The sequence below is a fragment of the Streptomyces sp. NPDC021562 genome (genome assembly GCF_040640875.1).
Classification (GTDB): Bacteria; Actinomycetota; Actinomycetes; order Streptomycetales; family Streptomycetaceae; genus Streptomyces.
The window spans coordinates 43598-63140 of the sequence record NZ_JBFACN010000003.1; the positions used below are offsets into that span (position 1 = coordinate 43598).

13 protein-coding genes are annotated in these 19543 nt (G+C 72.8%); 7 read left to right on the forward strand and 6 right to left on the reverse strand.

Features of this window, described 5'->3' with window-relative positions:
* Positions 1 to 84: 84 nt before the first annotated feature.
* From AB0G52_RS04920 to AB0G52_RS04940, 5 genes are all read right to left on the reverse strand, one after another.
* Positions 85 to 2346, reverse strand: coding sequence for a bifunctional glycosyltransferase family 2 protein/CDP-glycerol:glycerophosphate glycerophosphotransferase (locus AB0G52_RS04920; protein ID WP_361333764.1), 2262 nt, complete (start codon positions 2344 to 2346; stop codon positions 85 to 87).
* Positions 2347 to 2530: 184 nt separating this feature from the next.
* Positions 2531 to 3370, reverse strand: coding sequence for a carbohydrate ABC transporter permease (locus AB0G52_RS04925; RefSeq protein ID WP_361333767.1), 840 nt, complete (start codon positions 3368 to 3370; stop codon positions 2531 to 2533).
* Complete coding sequence (locus AB0G52_RS04930; protein WP_132890495.1) at positions 3367 to 4710, reverse strand: sugar ABC transporter permease; 1344 nt, start codon at positions 4708 to 4710, stop codon at positions 3367 to 3369. The genes AB0G52_RS04925 and AB0G52_RS04930 overlap by 4 nt, the downstream gene beginning before the upstream one ends.
* Positions 4711 to 4717: 7 nt before the next feature.
* Positions 4718 to 6094, reverse strand: coding sequence for an extracellular solute-binding protein (locus AB0G52_RS04935; protein WP_132890496.1), 1377 nt, complete (start codon positions 6092 to 6094; stop codon positions 4718 to 4720).
* A gap of 172 nt (positions 6095 to 6266) precedes the next feature.
* Positions 6267 to 10277 (reverse strand): FHA domain-containing protein, encoded by a 4011-nt coding sequence (locus AB0G52_RS04940; protein ID WP_361333771.1) that lies wholly within the window; start codon positions 10275 to 10277, stop codon positions 6267 to 6269.
* Between the two features lie 386 nt (positions 10278 to 10663).
* On the opposite strand from AB0G52_RS04940, the gene AB0G52_RS04945 reads away from it, so the two are divergent.
* The 4 genes from AB0G52_RS04945 (at position 10664) to AB0G52_RS04960 (ending at position 16033) form a co-directional block, all read left to right on the forward strand.
* Positions 10664 to 12331, forward strand: coding sequence for a serine/threonine-protein kinase (locus AB0G52_RS04945; RefSeq protein ID WP_361333774.1), 1668 nt, complete (start codon positions 10664 to 10666; stop codon positions 12329 to 12331).
* 111 nt (positions 12332 to 12442) lie between these two features.
* Positions 12443 to 13672, forward strand: a complete 1230-nt coding sequence (locus tag AB0G52_RS04950) for a serine/threonine-protein kinase (protein ID WP_361333777.1) — start codon at positions 12443 to 12445, stop codon at positions 13670 to 13672.
* Between the two features lie 303 nt (positions 13673 to 13975).
* Positions 13976 to 15082, forward strand: a complete 1107-nt coding sequence (gene prfB, locus AB0G52_RS04955; RefSeq protein ID WP_132890500.1) for a peptide chain release factor 2 — start codon at positions 13976 to 13978, stop codon at positions 15080 to 15082.
* A gap of 318 nt (positions 15083 to 15400) precedes the next feature.
* Positions 15401 to 16033, forward strand: a complete 633-nt coding sequence (locus AB0G52_RS04960) for a hypothetical protein (RefSeq protein WP_361333780.1) — start codon at positions 15401 to 15403, stop codon at positions 16031 to 16033.
* 117 nt (positions 16034 to 16150) lie between these two features.
* Here AB0G52_RS04960 and AB0G52_RS04965 read toward each other — a convergent pair whose 3' ends face one another.
* Positions 16151 to 16342, reverse strand: a complete 192-nt coding sequence (locus tag AB0G52_RS04965) for a hypothetical protein (protein ID WP_046729173.1) — start codon at positions 16340 to 16342, stop codon at positions 16151 to 16153.
* A 257-nt stretch (positions 16343 to 16599) separates the two neighbouring features.
* On the opposite strand from AB0G52_RS04965, the gene ftsE reads away from it, so the two are divergent.
* From ftsE to AB0G52_RS04980, 3 genes are all read left to right on the forward strand, one after another.
* Positions 16600 to 17289: a cell division ATP-binding protein FtsE gene (gene ftsE, locus AB0G52_RS04970; protein WP_046729172.1), complete on the forward strand. Its 690-nt coding sequence runs from the start codon at positions 16600 to 16602 to the stop codon at positions 17287 to 17289.
* A 46-nt stretch (positions 17290 to 17335) separates the two neighbouring features.
* Entirely contained in the window at positions 17336 to 18256 is a 921-nt protein-coding gene (ftsX, locus tag AB0G52_RS04975) for a permease-like cell division protein FtsX (RefSeq protein ID WP_132890502.1), read from the forward strand.
* A 67-nt stretch (positions 18257 to 18323) separates the two neighbouring features.
* A complete protein-coding gene (locus AB0G52_RS04980) occupies positions 18324 to 19493 on the forward strand; it encodes a S41 family peptidase (protein ID WP_207921803.1) in 1170 nt (389 codons plus the stop codon).
* Positions 19494 to 19543: the final 50 nt, after the last annotated feature.

Sequence of the window (19543 nt, forward strand, 5' to 3'; positions counted from 1 at the left end):
CCGGCCGCCAGGTGGACGGCCGGGACGGAGTGGGCCGCGAGGTGTTCGGGGGCATGAGAGAACTCCCTGCGAGGCAAACGGCGTTCAGCGGCTCTCGGTGACGGGCAGATGGCCGGAAGGTTGCGGAACGGTGGCCAACGGGGACTGGGACAGCCCCGAGGCGGCCGACGGCACCGGGTGCCGCTCGCCCGGCGGGATGACCTCCGGCAGCCCCGCCGGCTCGCCGAGCACCACATGCCGTACGACCCGTTCGGCGGCGCGTCCGTCGTCGTACCGGCAGAACCGCTCCCGGAAGGCGGCGCGCAGCTGGGCGGAGCGGGAGCCGCACCAGTGCCCGGTGGCGAAGATGTCGATCAGCTCGTCCTCGGTGCGGGCGACCGCGCCGGGCGGGCTGGCGCGCAGGTCGAAGTAGGTGCCGCGGGCCGCGTGGTAGGCGTCCCAGTCCGCGGTGTGCACCACGATCGGGCGGTCCAGGTTGGCGTAGTCGAACATGATCGAGGAGTAGTCCGTGAGCAGCGCGTCCGAGGCCAGGCAGAGGTCTTCCACGCTCGGGTGGTCGCTGACGTCGATCACCCGGGAACCCGTCGCCAGGGGGCCGCCGTGCCAGTAGTGGGCACGGGCCAGGACCACGAACCGCGGGCCGAGGCGGCGCACGATCCGGTCCAGGTCCAGGACCGGGCGCTGGGTGCGCCGGTAGTCGCGGTGGGTGGGCGCGTACAGGAGGGCGACCGCGCCCTCGGGGACGCCGAGGGACTCCCGGATGCGGGTGACGTCGGCCGAGGTGGCCTGCTGGAAGACGTCGTTGCGCGGATAGCCGTACTCGAGGGTGGTGTAGCCGCCGGGGTAGACGCGTTCCCAGGTCAGGGTGGTGTGGCGGTTCGCGGACAGTACGTAGTCCCACTTGTCGACGCCCCGCAGGAGTTCCTCGAAGTCCATGCCGGCGCCGGCCGCCGGGCGTTCCTGGAGGTCCAGGCCCATGTGCTTGAGCGGGGTGCCGTGCTGGGTCTGGACGAACACCTGGCCGGGGCGCTTGCGCAGCCGCCGGTCGAAGTTGACGTTGTTGACCAGGTACTTGGAGCGGGCCAGCGCCGTCCAGTAGCCGAGGCTGCCCGGGCGCAGCCGGCGCGGGCCCGGCGGGATGGTGTGCTGGTGCTCGGGGCGGGCGATCCAGGCGGTCCGGATGTGCGGGGCATGGGTGCGGAACGCCTTCTCCAGCGCGCCCGGGTTGCAGCCGTGGCCGCGGTTCCAGTAGGCGGCGAAGACGGCCCGGTCGGCCCGCAGCGGAAGCCGCAGCTGGACGCGGTAGTGCAGCTGGAGCAGGGCCGAGCGCACCCCGCGGGCGGACTTGACGCCGGCTTTCAGCGCCCGGCGGCGGGCCCACAGCGCCAGCTGGAGGGCGCGGTAGGTGCGGTGCATGCCGTGGTGGACGAGGGCGTGCCGGAGCCGGGTGCGCCAGGGGACCGGGCCGCCCCTGGTCCGGTAACGGCGGCAGTGGGCGCGGGCCTTGCGCAGGAACTCGGCGCGGGTGCCGCGGGGCAGCCGCTCCTTCCTGGTGAACACCGTCGAGAAGTGGTCGATCATCCGGCGGAACAGCACCGGCCGCCAGTGCGCCAGTTCGGGCCGCTCGTCGAGGAACGCGAAGACCCGGTCGTACTGGTCGAAGATGTCGAAGTGCCTGCGGCTGGTGGTGCCGAGGATGCTGCCCTGCCGTCGCTGCCGGTAGTGCACGCACACCCGGTCCAGGGTCGCCAGCGACCCGGCGGCCATCAGGACCGGGTAGGTCCAGGGGGTGTCCTCGTAGTAGCCCGGCGGGAAGGTGAAGCCGTGCTCCTCGACGAACTCCCGTCGGTACGCCTTGTTCCAGGCCACCATCAGCACCCGGAGCAGCCCCGGCCGGTCCTCGAGCCGGAAGGGCGCCGGGCCCTGTTCGGTCAGGTGCGCGGCGAGCTTGTTGCGCTCCGCCCGGCCCGTCCAGAAGGTCCGCGCGTAGTCGTACACCAGGACGTCCGGCTCGCCCGCCTCCTTGACCCGGTCGGCGACCGCCCGCAGCGCGTCCGGGGTGAGGGTGTCGTCGCCGTCCAGGAAGACCAGGTAGTCGCCGCTCGCCTGCGCCATCCCCGCGTTGCGGGCGCCGCCCAGCCCCTGGTTCTCCGCCAGGTGCACCGCCCGTACCCGCGCGTCCCGTGCCGCGTACTCGTCGATGATCGTGCCGCAGGCGTCCGGGGAGCGGTCGTCGACGGCGATCAGTTCCAGATCGGGGTACGACTGCGAGAGCACCGAGTCCAGGCACTCGGGCAGATACGCCTGGACCTTGTACGCGGGGACAATGACACTGAACCTGGGCAAGGGGCATCCATGGGTCGGTCGGCGCGGGCGTTCTGCCCGGGAACGGCCGATGGAGTGATTTGGTTACGGTTCCCTACGTCATGTGGGTTACGTACCGCGAGCGGAGAGGAGGGCGGGCCGGTGACCGGCCCGCCCTCCTCCCGTCGGCACGGATGCCTCCGACACGGATGCCTCCGGCGCGCGGCTATTTGACCGCGCCCGCCATCACCCCGGTCACGAACTGCCGCTGGAAGGCGAAGAACACGGCCAGCGGGATGACCATCGAGATGAACGCGCCGGGTGCCAGCACGTCGACGTTGTTGCCGAACTGGCGTACCTGGGTCTGCAACGCGACCGTGATCGGCTGGGTGCCCGACTTGGTGAACACCAGCGCGACCAGCATGTCGTTCCACACCCACAGGAACTGGAAGATGCCGAGGCTGGCGATGGCCGGTCCGCCGAGCGGCATCACCACCCGGGTGAACAGGCGCAGTTCGCCGGCGCCGTCCAGGCGGGCCGCCTCCAGCAGTTCGCGCGGGATCTCCGCGAAGAAGTTGCGCAGCAGGAACACCGCGAACGGCAGACCGAAGCCGACGTGGAACAGGATCACGCCGAAGATCGTGCCGAACAGCCCGATCTTGCCGAAGAGTTCGGCGATCGGGATCAGCGCCACCTGCACCGGCACCACCAGCAGGCTGACCACGATCAGGAACCACCAGTCCCGGCCCGGGAACTCCATCCACGCGAACGCGTACCCGGCCAGCGCCCCGATGACCACGACCAGGATCGTCGCCGGGACGGTGATCAGGACCGTGTTCCAGAGGGAGTGGGTGATGTCGCCGTTCTCCAGGAGCTTCCGGTAGCTGTCGAACGTCAGCTGGGACGGCTTGCTGAACACGTGCCACCAGCCGTTCGCGCTCATGTCCTCCGGCGAGCGCAGCGAGGACGCCAGCAGTCCGATCGTCGGCACCAGCCAGAACAGCGCGACGACGATCAGAAAGGCGCGCACCAGACCGCTGTTGATCTTCTCCAGCAGCCAACTCATCGCCGCTCCTCCCGCCGCAGCCGCCGCACGTTGAACCACATCACCGGGATGACCAGGAGGAGCAGGAAGACCGCGATCGCGCTCGCGATGCCCGGCTGGCCCTCCGAGAAGCCCTTGCGGTACAGCTCCAGGGCGAGCACGTTCGCGTCGTCCTGCGAGGAGCCCGGCGCGATGATGTACACGAGGTCGAAGACCTTCAGCACGTTGATCATCAGGGTGACGGTGACGACCGCGAGGACCGGGGCCAGCAGCGGCACGGTCACCTTGCGGAACACCTGCCACTCGGTCGCCCCGTCCACCCGCGCCGCCTCCAGGAGCTCCCGCGGCACGCCCGCCAGCCCGGCCGCGATCAGCACCATCGCGAACCCCGCCCACATCCAGACGTACGACCCGATGATGGCCGGCGTCACCAGGGACGGGCCGAGCCAGTCGACGCCGTTGTAGGGCTGCTTGAAGTTGCTCGCGGGCAGGCGGAGCCGGGCCCCGTCGGCGGTGGCCGGCAGGGTGAAGGTGCCGTCGGCGGCGGCCTTCGTGGACGCCACCACCGTGCCGTTCTTCACCGCCTCGATCCGCATCCCGTCGTAGCCCAGCTCGGACGGGTCGGGAGCGCCCAGCCTGCCGACGCCCTTGCCGCGGGTGAAGTCCTGCCAGGTGGTGCCGGTGATCTTCCCGGGGTCCGGCTTCGCCGCCACGGCGCTCTTCGCACCGCCCGGCATCTGGTCGGGCGCTACGCCGACCAGGGGGAGGGCGACGGTCTGGCCGGTGTGCACGGTGGCCGTGGTGAGGAAGCCGCCCTGGTCCGGCTTGAGAGGCGACTCCCGGCCCGGGTGGGCGTTCGGGAACGCCGAGGACTGGGCGAAGGTGTCATGGATGCCGACCCAGACCGCGTTCGCCACGCCCTTGTCCGGGTCCTGGTCGTACACCAGCCGGAAGATGATGCCGGCGGCCAGCATCGAGATCGCCATCGGCATGAAGACGACCAGCTTGAACGCCGTTCCCCAGCGCACCCGCTCGGTCAGCACCGCGAAGACGAGACCGAGGGCGGTGGAGACGGTCGGCGCGAACACCACCCAGATGATGTTGTTCTTCAGGGCGGTGCGGATGCCGTCGTCCGTGAAGATCGCCTTGTAGTTGTCGAAGCCGGCGAAACCGCTTCCGTCGGCGTTGTAGAAGCTGCGGATCAGCGAGTACCCGATCGGGTAGACCACGAGCGCGCCGAGCAGCACCAGGGCGGGCAGCAGGAAGAGAGCCGCCACGGTTCTGCGGGTGCCGGTCACGCTCTTGCGACGGCCGGGAGCGGCGGGGGTCCTCCCGACCCCCGCCGCGGCGGGCGATGCCATCCCCGGGTCAGCTTCCGCTGCCGTAGGCGGCCGCCGCGTCCTTCTCCAGCTTCGCCTGGGTGCCCGCGACGTCCTTCGGGTTCTGCAGGAAGTCCTGGAGGTCCTTCCACTCGCCCTTGCCCGGGGTGCCGCCGAACGCCTGCGGAGCCTGGTCGGACATGTCGAAGCGGAAGTCGTCACCGGAGGCGATCAGCGCCTGGGCGATCTTGCGCTGCACCTCGTTCGGGTACGCCGAGTTCGCCACGCTCTTGTTCGGCGAGAGGTAACCGCCGAGCTTCGCCTGGATCGTCGCCGCGTCCGGGGAGGCCAGGAACTTCGCCAGCGCCTGGGCGCCCTTGGAGTCCTTGAAGACGACGGCCGCGTCACCACCGGAGACCACCGGCGCGGTCGAGCCGACCGCCGGGAACGGGAACACCTTCGCGTCCGTGCCCACCTTCGCCTTGGTCTCCCCGATGTTGACCTGCACGAAGTCGCCCTCGTAGACCATGCCGGCCTTCGGCTGGTCGCCGCCGGTGAAGGTCTGGGTGACCGACGCCGGGAACTCCGTCTGGAGCGCACCGGCCGCGCCGCCCGCCACGTACCCCTTCTTGCCCCAGACCTGGGCCAGCGTGGTCAGCGCCTGCTTCACGGACGGATCCGTCCACTTGATCTTGTGCTGGGCGAGCTGGTCGTACTTCTCCGGACCGGCCTGCGAGAGGTACACGTTCTCGAACCAGTCGGTCAGCGTCCAGCCGTCCGCGCCGCCCACCGAGAACGGGGTGACGCCCGAGTCGTACACCGCCTGCGCCGCCGTCAGCAGGTCCTGCCAGGTCTTCGGCTCCTTGGCGCCCGCGTTCTCGAAGACCTTGGTGTTGTACCAGATCAGCGACTTGTTGGCGGCCTTGTAGTAGACGCCGTACTGCTTGCCGCCGACCTTGCCGATGTCCTGCCAGCCCTGCGAGTAGTTCTTCTGCACCTCCGTGACGGTGTCGGCGCTCAGCGGCTTCGCCCAGCCCTTCTGCACGGCCTGCTTGATGGCGCCCGGCTGCGGCAGCAGCGCGATGTCCGGCGGCTGACCGCCCGCGATCTTCGACCCGAGGAAGTTGATGATCGGGTCCTGGGCGGGCACGAAGGTCACCTTCGCGCCGGTGCGCTTCTCGAACTCGGCGAGCACCTGCTTGAAGTTCTTCTGCTCCTGCCCGGTCCACACGGCGGCGACCTCCAGGGTCGTGCCGTTGAGCTTCGGAAGGCTGAGGGTGCTCGTCGGAGTGGCGGAGGCGCTGTTGCCGTCGGTGGACTTCTTGCCGCTGCCGCCGCAGGCGGTGAGCGCGAGTGCCCCCGCCATCAGCGCGGCGAGTGTGGTGACGGCCCTGCCGGTCCGGATGGTGCTGCTGTTACTGCGCATCACTTCCCCGTTCGTCGTTCTTCGTTGAACGTCAGAACTCTGTCCCGTGCGCTCCGGTGTACGCGGGGGCCGCCTGCCCGGCAAGGGTGCCTACAGGTCAGCGCCGGGGATCGTGATCACGTTGTGATCGGCGGCAGCCGGCGAACCGCTCCCGAGACCGGGCGAACCGCTTTTAGAGAAGTGACGGCACCCGCGCCGCCGCCACTTCCTTCGCCGCCCGCTCCACGGCGCTCGCCAGCAGCGCCAGGTCCGTCGGCCCGTTGCCCAGTTCCCGGACCGGGCGGCGGGCGGGCGGATCACCCATCCGGTGCCATTCGAGGGCGACCACCGTGGGGCGCTGGGTGGCCGTGCGGGGGATCCGGCCGGTGACCCGGCCCGCCTGGAACGCCGTGCTGCGGCCGTCCGGGGTGGTCAGGCGACCGCGGCCCGGCGCCGGTTCGTCCGGGCCGGACGCGGGCGCGTCCAGGGCGACGCGCAAGGTGGCCTGCCGGGCGGGTTCCGTCTCCGCCGTACGACCGCCCGTGCCGGCCGCCGCGACCAGGTGGACGCCGAGCCGGTCGCCCTCCTTCGCCACCGCCTCCAGCGCCCGCATCACGGAACCCGCGGCCGGGCGGCCCGGCGAACCGAGCGCGGGGGAGACCAGGGCGTCCAGGTCGTCGACCACGACCACCAGACGGGGCAGCGGGGGCGGTGCCTCGGCCTGCCTGCGGGCCGCCGCACCGGCCGACGGACGCAGCCGGAGCGTGGAGCTGGGCGGCGCTTCTATGTCGGCGGCTCCCGCGGTGGCGGGGCGGCCGCGCTGGGGGACGATCCGGCCCGAGATCTCCCGCTGCGCGTGCCAGTCCGCGAAGTCGCAGCGGCCCAGCAACTCGGCCCGCCGCTTCAGCTCGGCGCTCAGCGACTGCGCCAACTCCCGCATCCGCACCGGGTCGTTGGCGGTGAGATGGGTGGTGACGTGCGGTATGTCCGTGCACACCCGTAGGCCCTCACCCTGCCCGGCACCCGTGCCGACGCCGTCACGGCCGTCGATCAGCACGATCCCGAGCCGGTCGGGGCGCTCGGCCGCCGCCAGCGACGCGACCAGCGCCCGCAGCAGCTCCGTACGGCCGCTGCCGGGCGGCCCCTCGACCAGCAGATGCGGTCCCTCGGCGACCAGGTCGGCGACGAGCGGACCGCGCGGCCCCGCGCCGAGCACCGCCCGGGCCCGGCCGCCCAGCGCCTCGGTGTCGTCGGCCGCGTCCGCCCACCGGGCCATCAACGACGCCGGGGTGGCCCGCGCCAGCCCCAACTCGTCGAGCAGCCGCGCGGACTGGGGCAACGGGGTGGCCACGCGCGCGTGCCGGTCGGGGCCGGGCCCTTCGGCGCGGAGCGGGGCCAGCGCCCGCGCGAACCGCTCCGCCCAGGCGGGCGAGACCGCGTCCACCGCGGCCAGGGTGCCGGGACCGACGGGCCCGGCGGAGACCCGCACCAGATGCAGCGCCGTGGCCACGTCGCCGCTGAGCAGGGCCACCGCCCCGCACGCGCGGAACGTCGGTGCCACCGCGCACGCCTGCTCGTAGGTCTCGGCGACCGGCGAGGTGGGGGAGGTGGGCGCCGTCTCCGCCAGACAGATCACGTGCACCCCGGCCCGCGGCCCGGCGACGGCCAGCCGGGCCACCGCGTCCCGCAGCGCCGCACCCCCCGGATCGCCGTCCACGACGACGACCGTGTACGGCCCCGGGAAGCCGCCGCTGCCGTCGTCCAGGTCGTCCCCGGCGCCGCCGTCGCGGGCCCAGGAAGGACGGTGGACGTCGTCGGCGGGCTGTGCGTCCGCCGACGCACGGGCCAGGTCGGGGCGGTCGGACGGGGTGGCCGGGCGGCGGGGGACGGCGAGGTCCTCCACCCTGCGCAGCAGCTCCTCCACACGGGCCGCCGCCTGCTCGCGGTCGTACGCCAGCAGCAGGCGGCAGTCCTGGCCGTGCCCGGGGCGGACGTGCGGGAGCCAGCCGAGCCAGGACCACTCGGCCGTCCGCTCCTCCAGGGGGCGCGCCCGGTCCGCGCTGACCAGCACGATCTCCAGCAGGTCGGGCGAGTGCAGGGCGGCGAGCTGGGCCAGCACGGAGCGGGCGAGCCCGGCGAGGCGGCCGCGCGGGCCCGCGAGGCCGAGGGCGCCCGACTCGCGCAGATCGGCGGTGACGGGCACGGCGGGCAGCAGTCCGGAGCCGTCGGGTGCCGGGCGGTCCGCCGTGCCGAGCCGGACGGTGAGCGCCTCCGGGTGACCGGGGCCGCGCTCCCACAGGCGGGGACCGGGGCCGAGCGCGGTCAGCAGCAGGGCGGCCGGGTCGGGCCAGGTCTCGGGCTGGGCGGCGGCACCGGCCGACGGGGCGACGCCGTGCTCGGCCGCTGTCTCGCCGACGGCGGCCGACGGGGGCTCACCGCGGCCGCCGGCCAGCCGCCGGGCCCAGGCTCCGAGACCGCCGCGCCTGCGGGCACCGCCGGGCAGGGCCGGGGCGTCGGTACCGCGGAGGGGGGTGCCTTTGCGCCTCCCGGACGGGGCGGCGGGGTCGCCGGCTTCGCCGGTCGGGGACGCGGGGTGCGGGAAGGGACGGTGCGGGGCGGCCGGACCGGGGTGCGCCGGGTCGGATGCGGAGGGGGTGCGGCCGGGGCCGGTGGTCCGGCCGTCGGGGGAGGTGCGCGTGCTTCGGGTGTCGGGGTGCGTGCCGGTGGTCCGGCCGTCGGGTCCGGGGGCGGGGCCTGTGCTTCGGGTGTCGCGGCCGGGGGGCGTGTCCCTGCTCAGGGACTCGGGACGCGTGCCGGTGTCCCGGCCGTCGGGGCCGCCGAGGACCCCGGCACGACCGGCGTGCGTGTCGCCGGTGCCGTACGTCCCCCCGGAGCCGGCCCCCGTGCCGTACGTCCCCTCGACTCCCGAGCCGGACGCCCTGCCGGTGCCGGAGCCGTACGTCCCCCCGGTTCCCGAGCCGGACGCCCTGCCCGAGCCGGAGCCGTACGTCCCGGCGCCGGACCTGGCGTCGGCGCCGTGGCTCGTCCCGCCGTCGGACGGGCCGGCGGCGCCGCGGACCCCCGTCGCTCCACCACGCGGACCGGGCAGGCCTCCGCGGCCCCCGTCCGACGCCGACGGTGGCTCGTGGTGTCCGCGCCCCCCGTCGGCCGCCCCCGCGGACTCGTACGCCCCGTGTCCGGTCCGGGCCGTGCCATCTCCGTCCCGGCCCTGCGGCGCCCCGCCTCCCCACGCGCCCTGCGCTGCGGAGCCGCCCCGCTCGCCCTGCGGTGCGCCCCCTCCGCGGCCGGTCCCCGGGAGTCCCTCCCGGCTCTCTATCCGCGGCGCGTCCCCCTGCGCGGGGACGACCGGTGAATCCGCCGGGCCGTGCTCGTGGCCCCCCGTCGGCCCGCCCGGGGCTCCCCACCCCGCCGTGCCGTACGCGTGCGGGGTGCGGCCCGCCGGACCCGCCACGGCCTCGACGGCGGGGGCGTCCACGGCGTCCCCGCCGGCCTCCCCGCCCTCCCCGTCGAGCAGCACCCGTACGCAGCCCTCGCCGTCCGGGGCCGTACCCACCCGGGCCCCCGGCCCCCCGGACGGCGTAAGCCGCAGGGCGGATTCCCCGATGCGCAGGAGCGCTCCCGGGGTGAGGCGGACCGGGCGGTCGGTGACGCGGCTGCCGTCCACGGCCGTGCCGTTGGTGGAGTGCAGGTCGGCGACCGAGACCCGGCCGTCGGCGCCGACCGTCACCGCGCAGTGCAGCCGGGAGACGTCCGGGTCGTCGAGCGGGACGTCGGCGTCTGCGGAGCGGCCGATGGTGATCTGGCCGCCGTGCAGCAGATGGACCCCGCCCGCGTCCGGGCCGGCGATCACATGCAGCTGGGTGGGGGCGTCGTCCAGCTCGGGATGCGGCTCGGGAGCGGCGGGGGCGCCCAGGGACAGCACCGCGCCGTCGACCAGCGGGGGCTCGCCCAGGATGCGGCGACGGGCGTCCAGCCGCTCCACCCCCGCGTACAGCACGACCGGGGCCCCGCTCGCCTCACGGCCGCCCAGGCTGCCGTCGCCGGTGACCGCAGAGGCCAGCGCGGAGGCCACCGCGGCCAGATCCGTGCCCGTCGGCGCCGTCACCAGCACGTCGCGGCTCACGGCCCTGCCCCGCTGCGCGGCAGGGCCCAGCGGGTCTACGACGGTCAGCCGGATCTGCATCGCCGTCAGCGGTCCCTTCTGCGCGGGCGCGGAATTCCCCCCACCGCCACGAGCACGTCGGCCAGTTCTGCTGTCGCACGCATCCTCGCACCTGCCACTGACAACGCGCCCACGCCCCGATGGTAAGTGATCTTGATTGGTCGGCTCTGCCCCCAAAAGTGCCTGACCAGTACCGCGTGTGCGATCACTTGAGATCGGTCACGTCCGGACCCGGCAACCGACGGACCGAAGCTCGCGTCTTTCCATCGAACGCGCGCGGGAACGCCTACGTATGGACGGGGCGAGGCACAGCCGGACGACAACCCGGCCCCGGGCACCACAGCACTACAGTGGGTCGGACACACCCAAGGCCCGGACACACCAGCAAGCAGCAGGGAGCGCATGACGTGCGGCCGGTAGGCAGCAAGTACCTCCTGGAGGAGCCGCTCGGACGCGGCGCCACCGGCACCGTCTGGCGTGCCCGCCAGCGGGAGACCGCGGGCGCCGAGGCGGCCGTGCCCGGCCAGCCCGGTGAGACCGTCGCGATCAAGGTGCTCAAGGAAGAGCTCGCGAGCGACCCCGACATCGTGATGCGCTTCCTGCGGGAGCGCTCCGTCCTGCTCCGCCTCACCCACCCGAACATCGTCCGGGTCCGCGACCTGGTCGTCGAGGGCGATCTGCTCGCCCTGGTCATGGACCTCGTCGAGGGCCCCGACCTGCACCGCTACCTGCGGGAGAACGGCCCCTTCACGCCCGTCGCCGCGGCCCTGCTCACCGCCCAGGTCGCCGACGCGCTCGCCGCCAGCCACGCCGACGGCGTCGTGCACCGGGACCTGAAACCGGCCAACGTGCTGCTCGCGCAGTACAACGGCCAGATGCACCCGATGCTGACCGACTTCGGCATCGCCCGCCTCGCCGACTCCCCGGGCCTCACCCGCACCCACGAGTTCGTCGGCACGCCCGCGTACGTCGCCCCGGAGTCCGCCGAGGGCCGCCCGCAGACCTCCGCCGTCGACATCTACGGCGCGGGCATCCTGCTGTACGAGCTGGTCACCGGCCGACCGCCGTTCTCCGGGGGCAGTGCCCTGGAGGTCCTCCACCAGCACCTCAGCGCCGAGCCGCGGCGCCCCTCGACCGTCCCCGACCCGCTGTGGACGGTCATAGAGCGCTGCCTGCGCAAGAACCCCGACGACCGGCCCGGCGCCGAGAACCTCGCCCGCGGCCTGCGCGTCGTCGCCGAGGGCATCGGCGTGCACGCGAACTCCGCGCAGATCGCCGCGGCCGAGGGCGTCGGCGCACTGCTGGCCCCCGACCCGGCGCCGGCGGCCGTACCGGGCTCCGCCGATCCCACGCAGGTGCTGCCGAACACCGGCGCGTACGACCCGAACGCCGCGACCAGCGTCCTGCCGCACACCGGCGGTCCGGTCGGCGCGGCGGACCCGACCGCGGTGCTGCCGAACACCGGGGCCGCCGACCCGACCGCCGTCCTGCCGCCGATGCCCCAGGGGGCGCCGGGCGGCCAGCAGCAGCCGGAACAGCCGCACCCCTGGCAGACCCAGCTCCGTGCGGCCCGCGACCGCAACGAGCAGACCCAGGTCCAGTACCTCGACCCGGGCGAGGACCCGCTCCGCCGCCGCCCCCAGCGCCAGGTCGCCCGGCCGCAACAGCAGCAGCCGCGCCAGGCCCCGCAGCAGCAGCCGGTCCGCCGTCCCCAGCCGCGCGGCCAGGGCGGGTACGGGCAGCAGCCGGCCGGGTACGGACACCAGCCGCAGCAGTACGCCCCGCCGCCCCCGCAGCAGCGCTACGCGCCCCCGGCCGAGCCGCAGCGGGCCCCGCGTGAACCCCGCGAACCCCGTCGGCGCAGCGCCAACCCGATGCGGATCCCGGGCCTCGGCTGCCTCAAGGGCTGCCTTTTCATGATCGTCATCCTGTTCGTCGCGGGCTGGCTGATCTGGGACCTGACCCCGGTGCACACCTGGGTCGGGCAGGGCCGCGGCTACTGGCACCAGCTGAGCGACTGGGCCGGCACGGTCAGCAGCTGGGTCAAGGACCTGGGCAGCGGCTCCGGCAAGTGAACGCGAGTTTGGGGACTTGTCGACATCTGGCGGGTGATTTCCGCCTCCCTGGTGAAGGTTGGCTCTTCGGACGCGTACTTTTATCGGCAACACGCGTCGGTAGGAGCAGTCTTGGCACGGAAGATCGGCAGCCGGTACACCGCCCACCAGATCCTGGGGCGGGGCAGCGCCGGCACGGTGTGGCTGGGCGAGGGTCCCGACGGGCCCGTGGCCATCAAGCTGCTGCGCGAGGACCTCGCGTCCGACGAGGAGCTGGTGGGCCGCTTCGTGCAGGAGCGCACGGCCCTGCTGGGCCTGGAGCACCCCAACGTCGTCTCCGTCCGTGACCTCGTCGTCGACGGCAACGACCTCGCCCTCGTCATGGACCTGGTCCGGGGCACCGACCTGCGCACCCGGCTGGAACGGGAACGGCGCCTCGCCCCCGAGGCCGCCGTCGCCATCGTCGCGGACGTCGCCGACGGGCTGGCCGCCGCCCACGCGGCGGGCGTCGTCCACCGCGACGTCAAGCCGGAGAACGTCCTCCTCGACATGCAGGGCCCGCTGGGCCCCGGCGGCTCCCACCCGGCCCTGCTGACCGACTTCGGCGTCGCGAAGCTGATCGACTCCCCGAAGCGGACCCGCGCTACGAAGATCATCGGTACCCCCGACTACCTGGCCCCGGAGATCGTGGAGGGCCTGCCGCCCCGCGCCTCAGTGGACATCTACGCCCTCGCGACGGTCCTGTACGAGCTCCTCGCGGGCTTCACCCCCTTCGGCGGCGGCCATCCCGGCGCGGTCCTGCGCCGCCATGTCACGGAGACCGTCGTCCCGCTCCCCGGCATCCCCGAGGAGCTCTGGCAGCTGCTCGTGCAGTGCCTGGCCAAGGCGCCCGCCTCCCGGCTGCGCGCCTCCGAGCTGGCCGCGCGGCTCAGGGAGCAGCTGCCGATGCTGGCCGGGATGCCGCCGCTGGACGTCGACGAGCCGGACGCGGAGTCACCGGAGGAGACGGCCGAGGAGCCGGCCGCCCCGACCACGGAGGAGCAGCGCATACGACGCCGGGGCGCCGTCTCCCTGGTGCCGGGCGCGAAACCGGACTCCAACCGCGACACCCACACGTCCATGCGGGTGCCGGGACCCGACGAGCTGGCGGGCGGCGCCCTGGGCACGGCCCGGGTGCCGCGGGCGGCGGGGGCCCCGCGCCCCGGCTCCGCGCGGCACCGCGCGGCGGCGCGCCGCCGCCGGGTGACCCTGGCCGTGGCCGGCGTGCTGATGGCCGCCGTGGTGGGGGTGGGCGCGTGGCTGGCGTCCTCGGACGACGACTCCGCACCCCCCCAGAACACCCACACGACGTCACCCCCGTGACGAACACCCCCCCGCGAGCCCGACGGAAAGCCGCCCCCGCCACCGACGCGAGCGGGGCCCCGCCCCCACAGCCCCGCCCGCGGCCGCAAGCGGAGACCGACCCCCGCCGGCCCCCGCCGAGACCGGCCCCGCCCTCGCTGTCCCGCCCACGCCCCCTGCCCCGCCCTGCACGCGTAAGCCCGGCCGAGCGCCGGTCGGCGCCGCCGAGACCGGCCCCCGCCCCCGCTCCGGCGCCCCCCGGTGGGACGTCGGGGGCGGCACCCGTCGGGCGTCGTCGGTTGGCGGAGCCGTTACGCTGGAGGCGTGGCAGTCGTCGATGTATCCGAAGAGCTCAAGTCCCTCTCCTCGACCATGGAGTCGATCGAGGCCGTTCTGGACCTCGACAAGCTGAGGGCAGACATCGCCGTGCTCGAGGAGCAGGCGGCCGCGCCGTCCCTGTGGGACAACCCGGACGAGGCGCAGAAGATCACCAGCAAGCTCTCCCACCTCCAGGCCGAGGTCAGGAAGGCGGAGGCGCTGCGCGGGCGGATCGACGATCTCGCCGTGCTCTTCGAGATGGCCGAGGAGGAGGACGACCCGGACACCCGCGCCGAGGCCGAGTCCGAGCTCGCCGCCGTCCGCAAGGCGCTGGACGAGATGGAGGTCCGGACGCTGCTCAGCGGTGAGTACGACTCCCGCGAAGCGCTCGTGAACATCCGCGCGGAGGCCGGCGGCGTCGACGCCGCCGACTTCGCCGAGAAGCTCCAGCGCATGTACCTGCGCTGGGCCGAGCAGCACGGCTACAAGACCGAGGTCTACGAGACGTCGTACGCGGAAGAGGCCGGCATCAAGTCGACCACCTTCGCCGTCCAGGTGCCGTACGCCTACGGCACCCTCTCCGTGGAGCAGGGCACCCACCGTCTCGTGCGCATCTCGCCGTACGACAACCAGGGCCGCCGCCAGACCTCCTTCGCCGGCGTCGAGATCCTCCCCGTGGTCGAGCAGACCGACCACATCGAGATCGACGAGTCCGAGCTGCGCGTGGACGTGTACCGCTCCTCGGGCCCCGGCGGCCAGGGCGTCAACACCACCGACTCCGCGGTGCGCCTGACTCACATCCCCACCGGCATCGTCGTCTCCTGCCAGAACGAGCGGTCGCAGATCCAGAACAAGGCGACCGCCATGAACGTCCTCCAGGCCAAGCTCCTGGAGCGGCGCCGGCAGGAGGAACAGGCCAAGATGGACGCCCTCAAGGGCGACGGCGGCAACTCCTGGGGCAACCAGATGCGGTCGTACGTGCTGCACCCGTACCAGATGGTCAAGGACCTGCGCACCGAGTACGAGGTGGGCAACCCCGAGGCCGTCTTCAACGGCGAGATCGACGGCTTCCTGGAGGCCGGAATTCGCTGGCGCAAGCAGCAGGAGAAGTAACTTTGTCGACTTGCCCATGACGGGCCGTACGACCTTGAACTGCCGCCCCCGTGGCGGCAGTTCTCGTTTGTCCCGGGAATGTCTGGGTTTTACGTCACACTCACACGCTTCAACTCCCCGCATTCCGCGCGCAACTGGACATCGCGCGCGCAACGGCCTTGACGTTGCTTTGAAAAATGGGAAGGGTGAAGCGTGGCATGCGTATCTCTGGGGCGCATGTGAACCGGGGGACTTGGCAACGCCTTTACCGCCCCCGTCGATCACGGCCGGCCCCATGCGCCCGCTCATTGACTATCAGCTACTGGGGGTAGCAACCAGATGACCAAGAAGACGCGGATCCGGGTCGCGCGGATAGCCGCCTGCGCCGTGATCGCCGCCGGCGCCTCGCTGACCGCGGCCGGCGCGGCCTCCGCTCTCTCCATCGGCGTCAGCGCCGACGAGACCGGCGTCTCCGCCAACGTCAACCTCGACGGCGACGACCCGACGGACACCCCGACGGACAACCCGACCGAGATCCCGACCGCCCCGGCCAGCAGCGAGCCCGCCTCCACGCCGCCCGCGAGCCAGGAGCCCTCCGAGTCGAGCGAGCCCACGGACGAGCCGACCCAGCCGACCGACGAGCCCACCGAGCCCACGGACGAGCCGACCAGCGACACCCCGTCCGACGGCAGCACCAGCGGCAGCGGCACCGGCAGCCACGGCGGCGGCAACAACACCGGCACCGACGGCAACTCCGGCACCTCCGCCCAGGAGGCGGGTACCTCCTCCCTCACGGACACCGGCTCCGACACGTCGAACACCCAGGCCCAGGGTGGCGGCGACCAGCTTGCCGAGACCGGTGCCGCGCAGACGACCTTCCTGATCGTCGGCGCCGCCACCATGATCGCCGGTGGCGTCGGCTTCCGCATCCTGCCGCGCCTCATGGGCGGCCGCGGCGGCGCCGCGGCCTGACGGTAGCCGTACGCTCACGGAGCGTACGCGCCACGCATGACGAAGGGCCCGGAGCCTCGGCTCCGGGCCCTTTCGCGCGGGGGTCGCGCCCCGGCTCGCGCCTGGGTGAGAACGTCGCTACGCGGTCTGGTGCGCCAGCAGTGCCACCGCGGCGATCAGCACCGCCAGCAACCCGATCAGCGCCATCGGGTTCAGGCCACCGAGGAAACTCTCCTGCTGGAGACGCTCGCGGTTGGCGCGGCACACGGGGCACCGGCCTTCGTTCACGGGCGCCGCACAGTTCGCGCACACCAACCGGTCGTACGTCATGCGCTCGCCCTCCTTGCACCGGCCATTACCTACACAACGCTCCGCGGAACGAGAACGTTCCCCTCCCACTGTGCCAGGTTCACCCCGAAAGAGCGCGGCCGTCCGCCGAGCCCGTACCGGCGCTCCGGGGCGCCGGGGGGAGTCCGTCCCGGAACAAAACCGCACAAGCACCGCTCAACCATGACCGGCGCCTGCGCTTCCTCACCCGGTTCGCGTATGGTCACGCTCATCTACCCCCGGCGACCCGTGGTGCATCCGTGATCCGATTCGACAATGTCTCCAAGGTCTACCCCAAGCAGACCCGCCCCGCACTCAGGGATGTGTCCCTGGAAGTGGAGAAGGGCGAGTTCGTGTTCCTCGTGGGGTCCTCCGGCTCCGGAAAGTCCACCTTCCTGCGGCTGGTGCTCCGCGAGGAGCGATGCAGCCACGGCCAGGTGCACGTCCTGGGCAAGGACCTCGCACGGCTGTCCAACTGGAAGGTGCCCCAGATGCGCCGCCAGCTCGGGACGGTCTTCCAGGACTTCCGGCTGCTGCCCAACAAGACGGTCGCCGAGAACGTGGCCTTCGCCCAGGAGGTCATCGGCAAGTCCAAGGGCGAGATCCGCAAGTCCGTGCCCCAGGTGCTCGACCTCGTCGGGCTCGGCGGCAAGGAGGACCGGATGCCCGGCGAGCTGTCCGGCGGTGAGCAGCAGCGCGTGGCCATCGCGCGCGCCTTCGTGAACCGGCCCAAACTGCTGATCGCGGACGAGCCCACGGGCAACCTCGACCCGCAGACCTCGGTCGGCATCATGAAGCTCCTGGACCGCATCAACCGCACCGGCACCACCGTGATCATGGCCACCCACGACCAGAACATCGTGGACCAGATGCGCAAGCGCGTCATCGAGCTGGAGAAGGGCCGCCTCGTCCGCGACCAGGCCCGCGGCGTCTACGGCTACCAGCACTGACCGCCACGACTTCGCAGACGTCCACGGAAAGGCATAACCCGACGCCATGCGCGCCTCGTTCGTAATGTCGGAGATCGGTGTCGGTCTCCGCCGCAATCTGACGATGACCTTCGCGGTCGTCGTCTCGGTCGCCCTGTCCCTGGCGCTCTTCGGCGGCTCGCTCCTCATGAGCGACCAGGTCAACACCATGAAGGGCTACTGGTACGACAAGGTCAACGTCTCGATCTTCCTCTGCAACAAGAGCGACGCCGAGTCGGACCCCAACTGCGCCAAGGGCGCGGTCACCGAGGACCAGAAGAAGCAGATCAAGGCCGACCTCGACAAGATGACCTCGATCGTCCAGAAGGTCACCTACGAGTCGCAGGACGAGGCGTACAAGCACTACAAGGAGCAGTTCGGCGACTCGCCGCTGGCCGACTCCCTCACGCCGGACCAGATGCAGGAGTCGTACCGGATCAAGCTCAAGGACCCGCAGAAGTACCAGGTGGTCGCCACGGCCTTCGACGGCCGTGACGGGGTCCAGTCCGTGCAGGACCAGAAGGGCATCCTGGACAACCTCTTCGGTCTGCTCAACGGCATGAACTGGGCGGCCCGCATGGTCATGGCCCTGATGCTGGTGGTCGCCCTGATGCTGATCGTCAACACCGTGCGCGTCTCGGCGTTCAGCCGTCGGCGCGAGACCGGCATCATGCGCCTGGTCGGCGCCTCCGGCTTCTACATCCAGGCCCCGTTCATCGCGGAGGCCGCCGTCGCCGGTCTGATCGGCGGCACGGTGGCGTGCGGATTCCTGGTGGTGGCCCGCTACTTCATCATCGACCACGGCCTGGCCCTCTCCCAGAAGCTGAACCTGATCAACTTCATCGGCTGGGACGCGGTGCTGACGAAACTCCCGCTCATCCTGGCGACGAGCCTGCTGATGCCTGCGTTGGCCGCCTTCTTCGCGCTGCGCAAGTACCTGAAGGTGTGACGCATGCCAAGAGGGCCGTACGGGCAACCGCCCGTGCGGCCCTTTTCGTTGTCCTAGACTCACCGGCATGTCAGGCCGAGAGCTGTTCTGTCAGCCCCGCCGGGTTCGCCGGGGGGCGGCTCTGACGTTGGTGTTCGCAGGGCTGTTGGTGACCGGGGCGGCCACCGGGGCGTTCCCCGACCCCGGGCAGTCCGACCGGAAGACACCCGCCAAGGACGCGCGTCCGGCGCCCCGGCGCGAGGACGTCGCCGCGGCCGCCGCGGAGGCCATGGCCGACGGCAAGTCCCCCGTGGAGGCCGCCGAACGGGCCGTGAGCCGCAGCGGGGACCGCTGGGCAGCGGTCTACTCCGAGGGCGAGTACCAGGAGTTCGAGGAGGCGCTCGACGGCCAGTACACGGGTGTGGGGCTGTGGGCGCGGCGGGAGCGGGACGGCCGGATCGAGGTGACCCGGGTGCAGGCCGGGTCGCCGGCGGCCGAGGCGGGCGTCCGCAAGGGCGACCGGCTGCGCAGCGTGGACGGGACGGACGTCGACGGGCGGCCCGTCACCGACGTCGTCTCGTTACTGCGCGGTGACGCCACCGACGCCCGCGCCGGTACGACCGTCACCCTCGGCCTCCAGCGAGGCACGCGCGCGTGGCGCGAGACCGTACGCAGGGCGCTGCTGTCCACCGACTCGGTGACCGTGCGCAAGGCGGCCGCCGGCATCACCGTCATCAGGATCTCCGCCTTCACCAAGGGCTCGGGCGACCTGGTGCGCGACGCGGTCCGGCAGGCCCCCGCCGACGGCGGGATCGTCCTCGACCTGCGCGGCAACTCCGGCGGTCTGGTCACCGAGGCCGTCACCGCCGCCTCCGCCTTCCTCGACGGCGGCCTCGTCGCCACCTACGACGTGCACGGCGTGGAGCGCTCCCTGCACGCCGAGCCCGGCGGCGACACCGTCAGACCCCTGGTCGCGCTCGTCGACGGCGGCACCATGAGCGCGGCCGAGATGCTCACCGGCGCCCTCCAGGACCGCGGTCGCGCGGTCGTCCTCGGCACCCGCACCTTCGGCAAGGGCTCCATCCAGATGCCGACCCGGCTCCCCGACGGCTCGGTCGCCGAGCTCACCGTCGGCCACTACCGCACCCCCTCGGGCCACGCCGTCGACGGCCGGGGCATCACCCCCGACCTGGAGGTGGGCTCCGGGGCGCTGCGGCGGGCGGAGACCGTGCTGAGCGGTCTCGGCGACCCCTCGTAGCCCCCGTATAACCGCTTCCCTCGCACCCCCTCCGTAGTGCGAAAATGGAG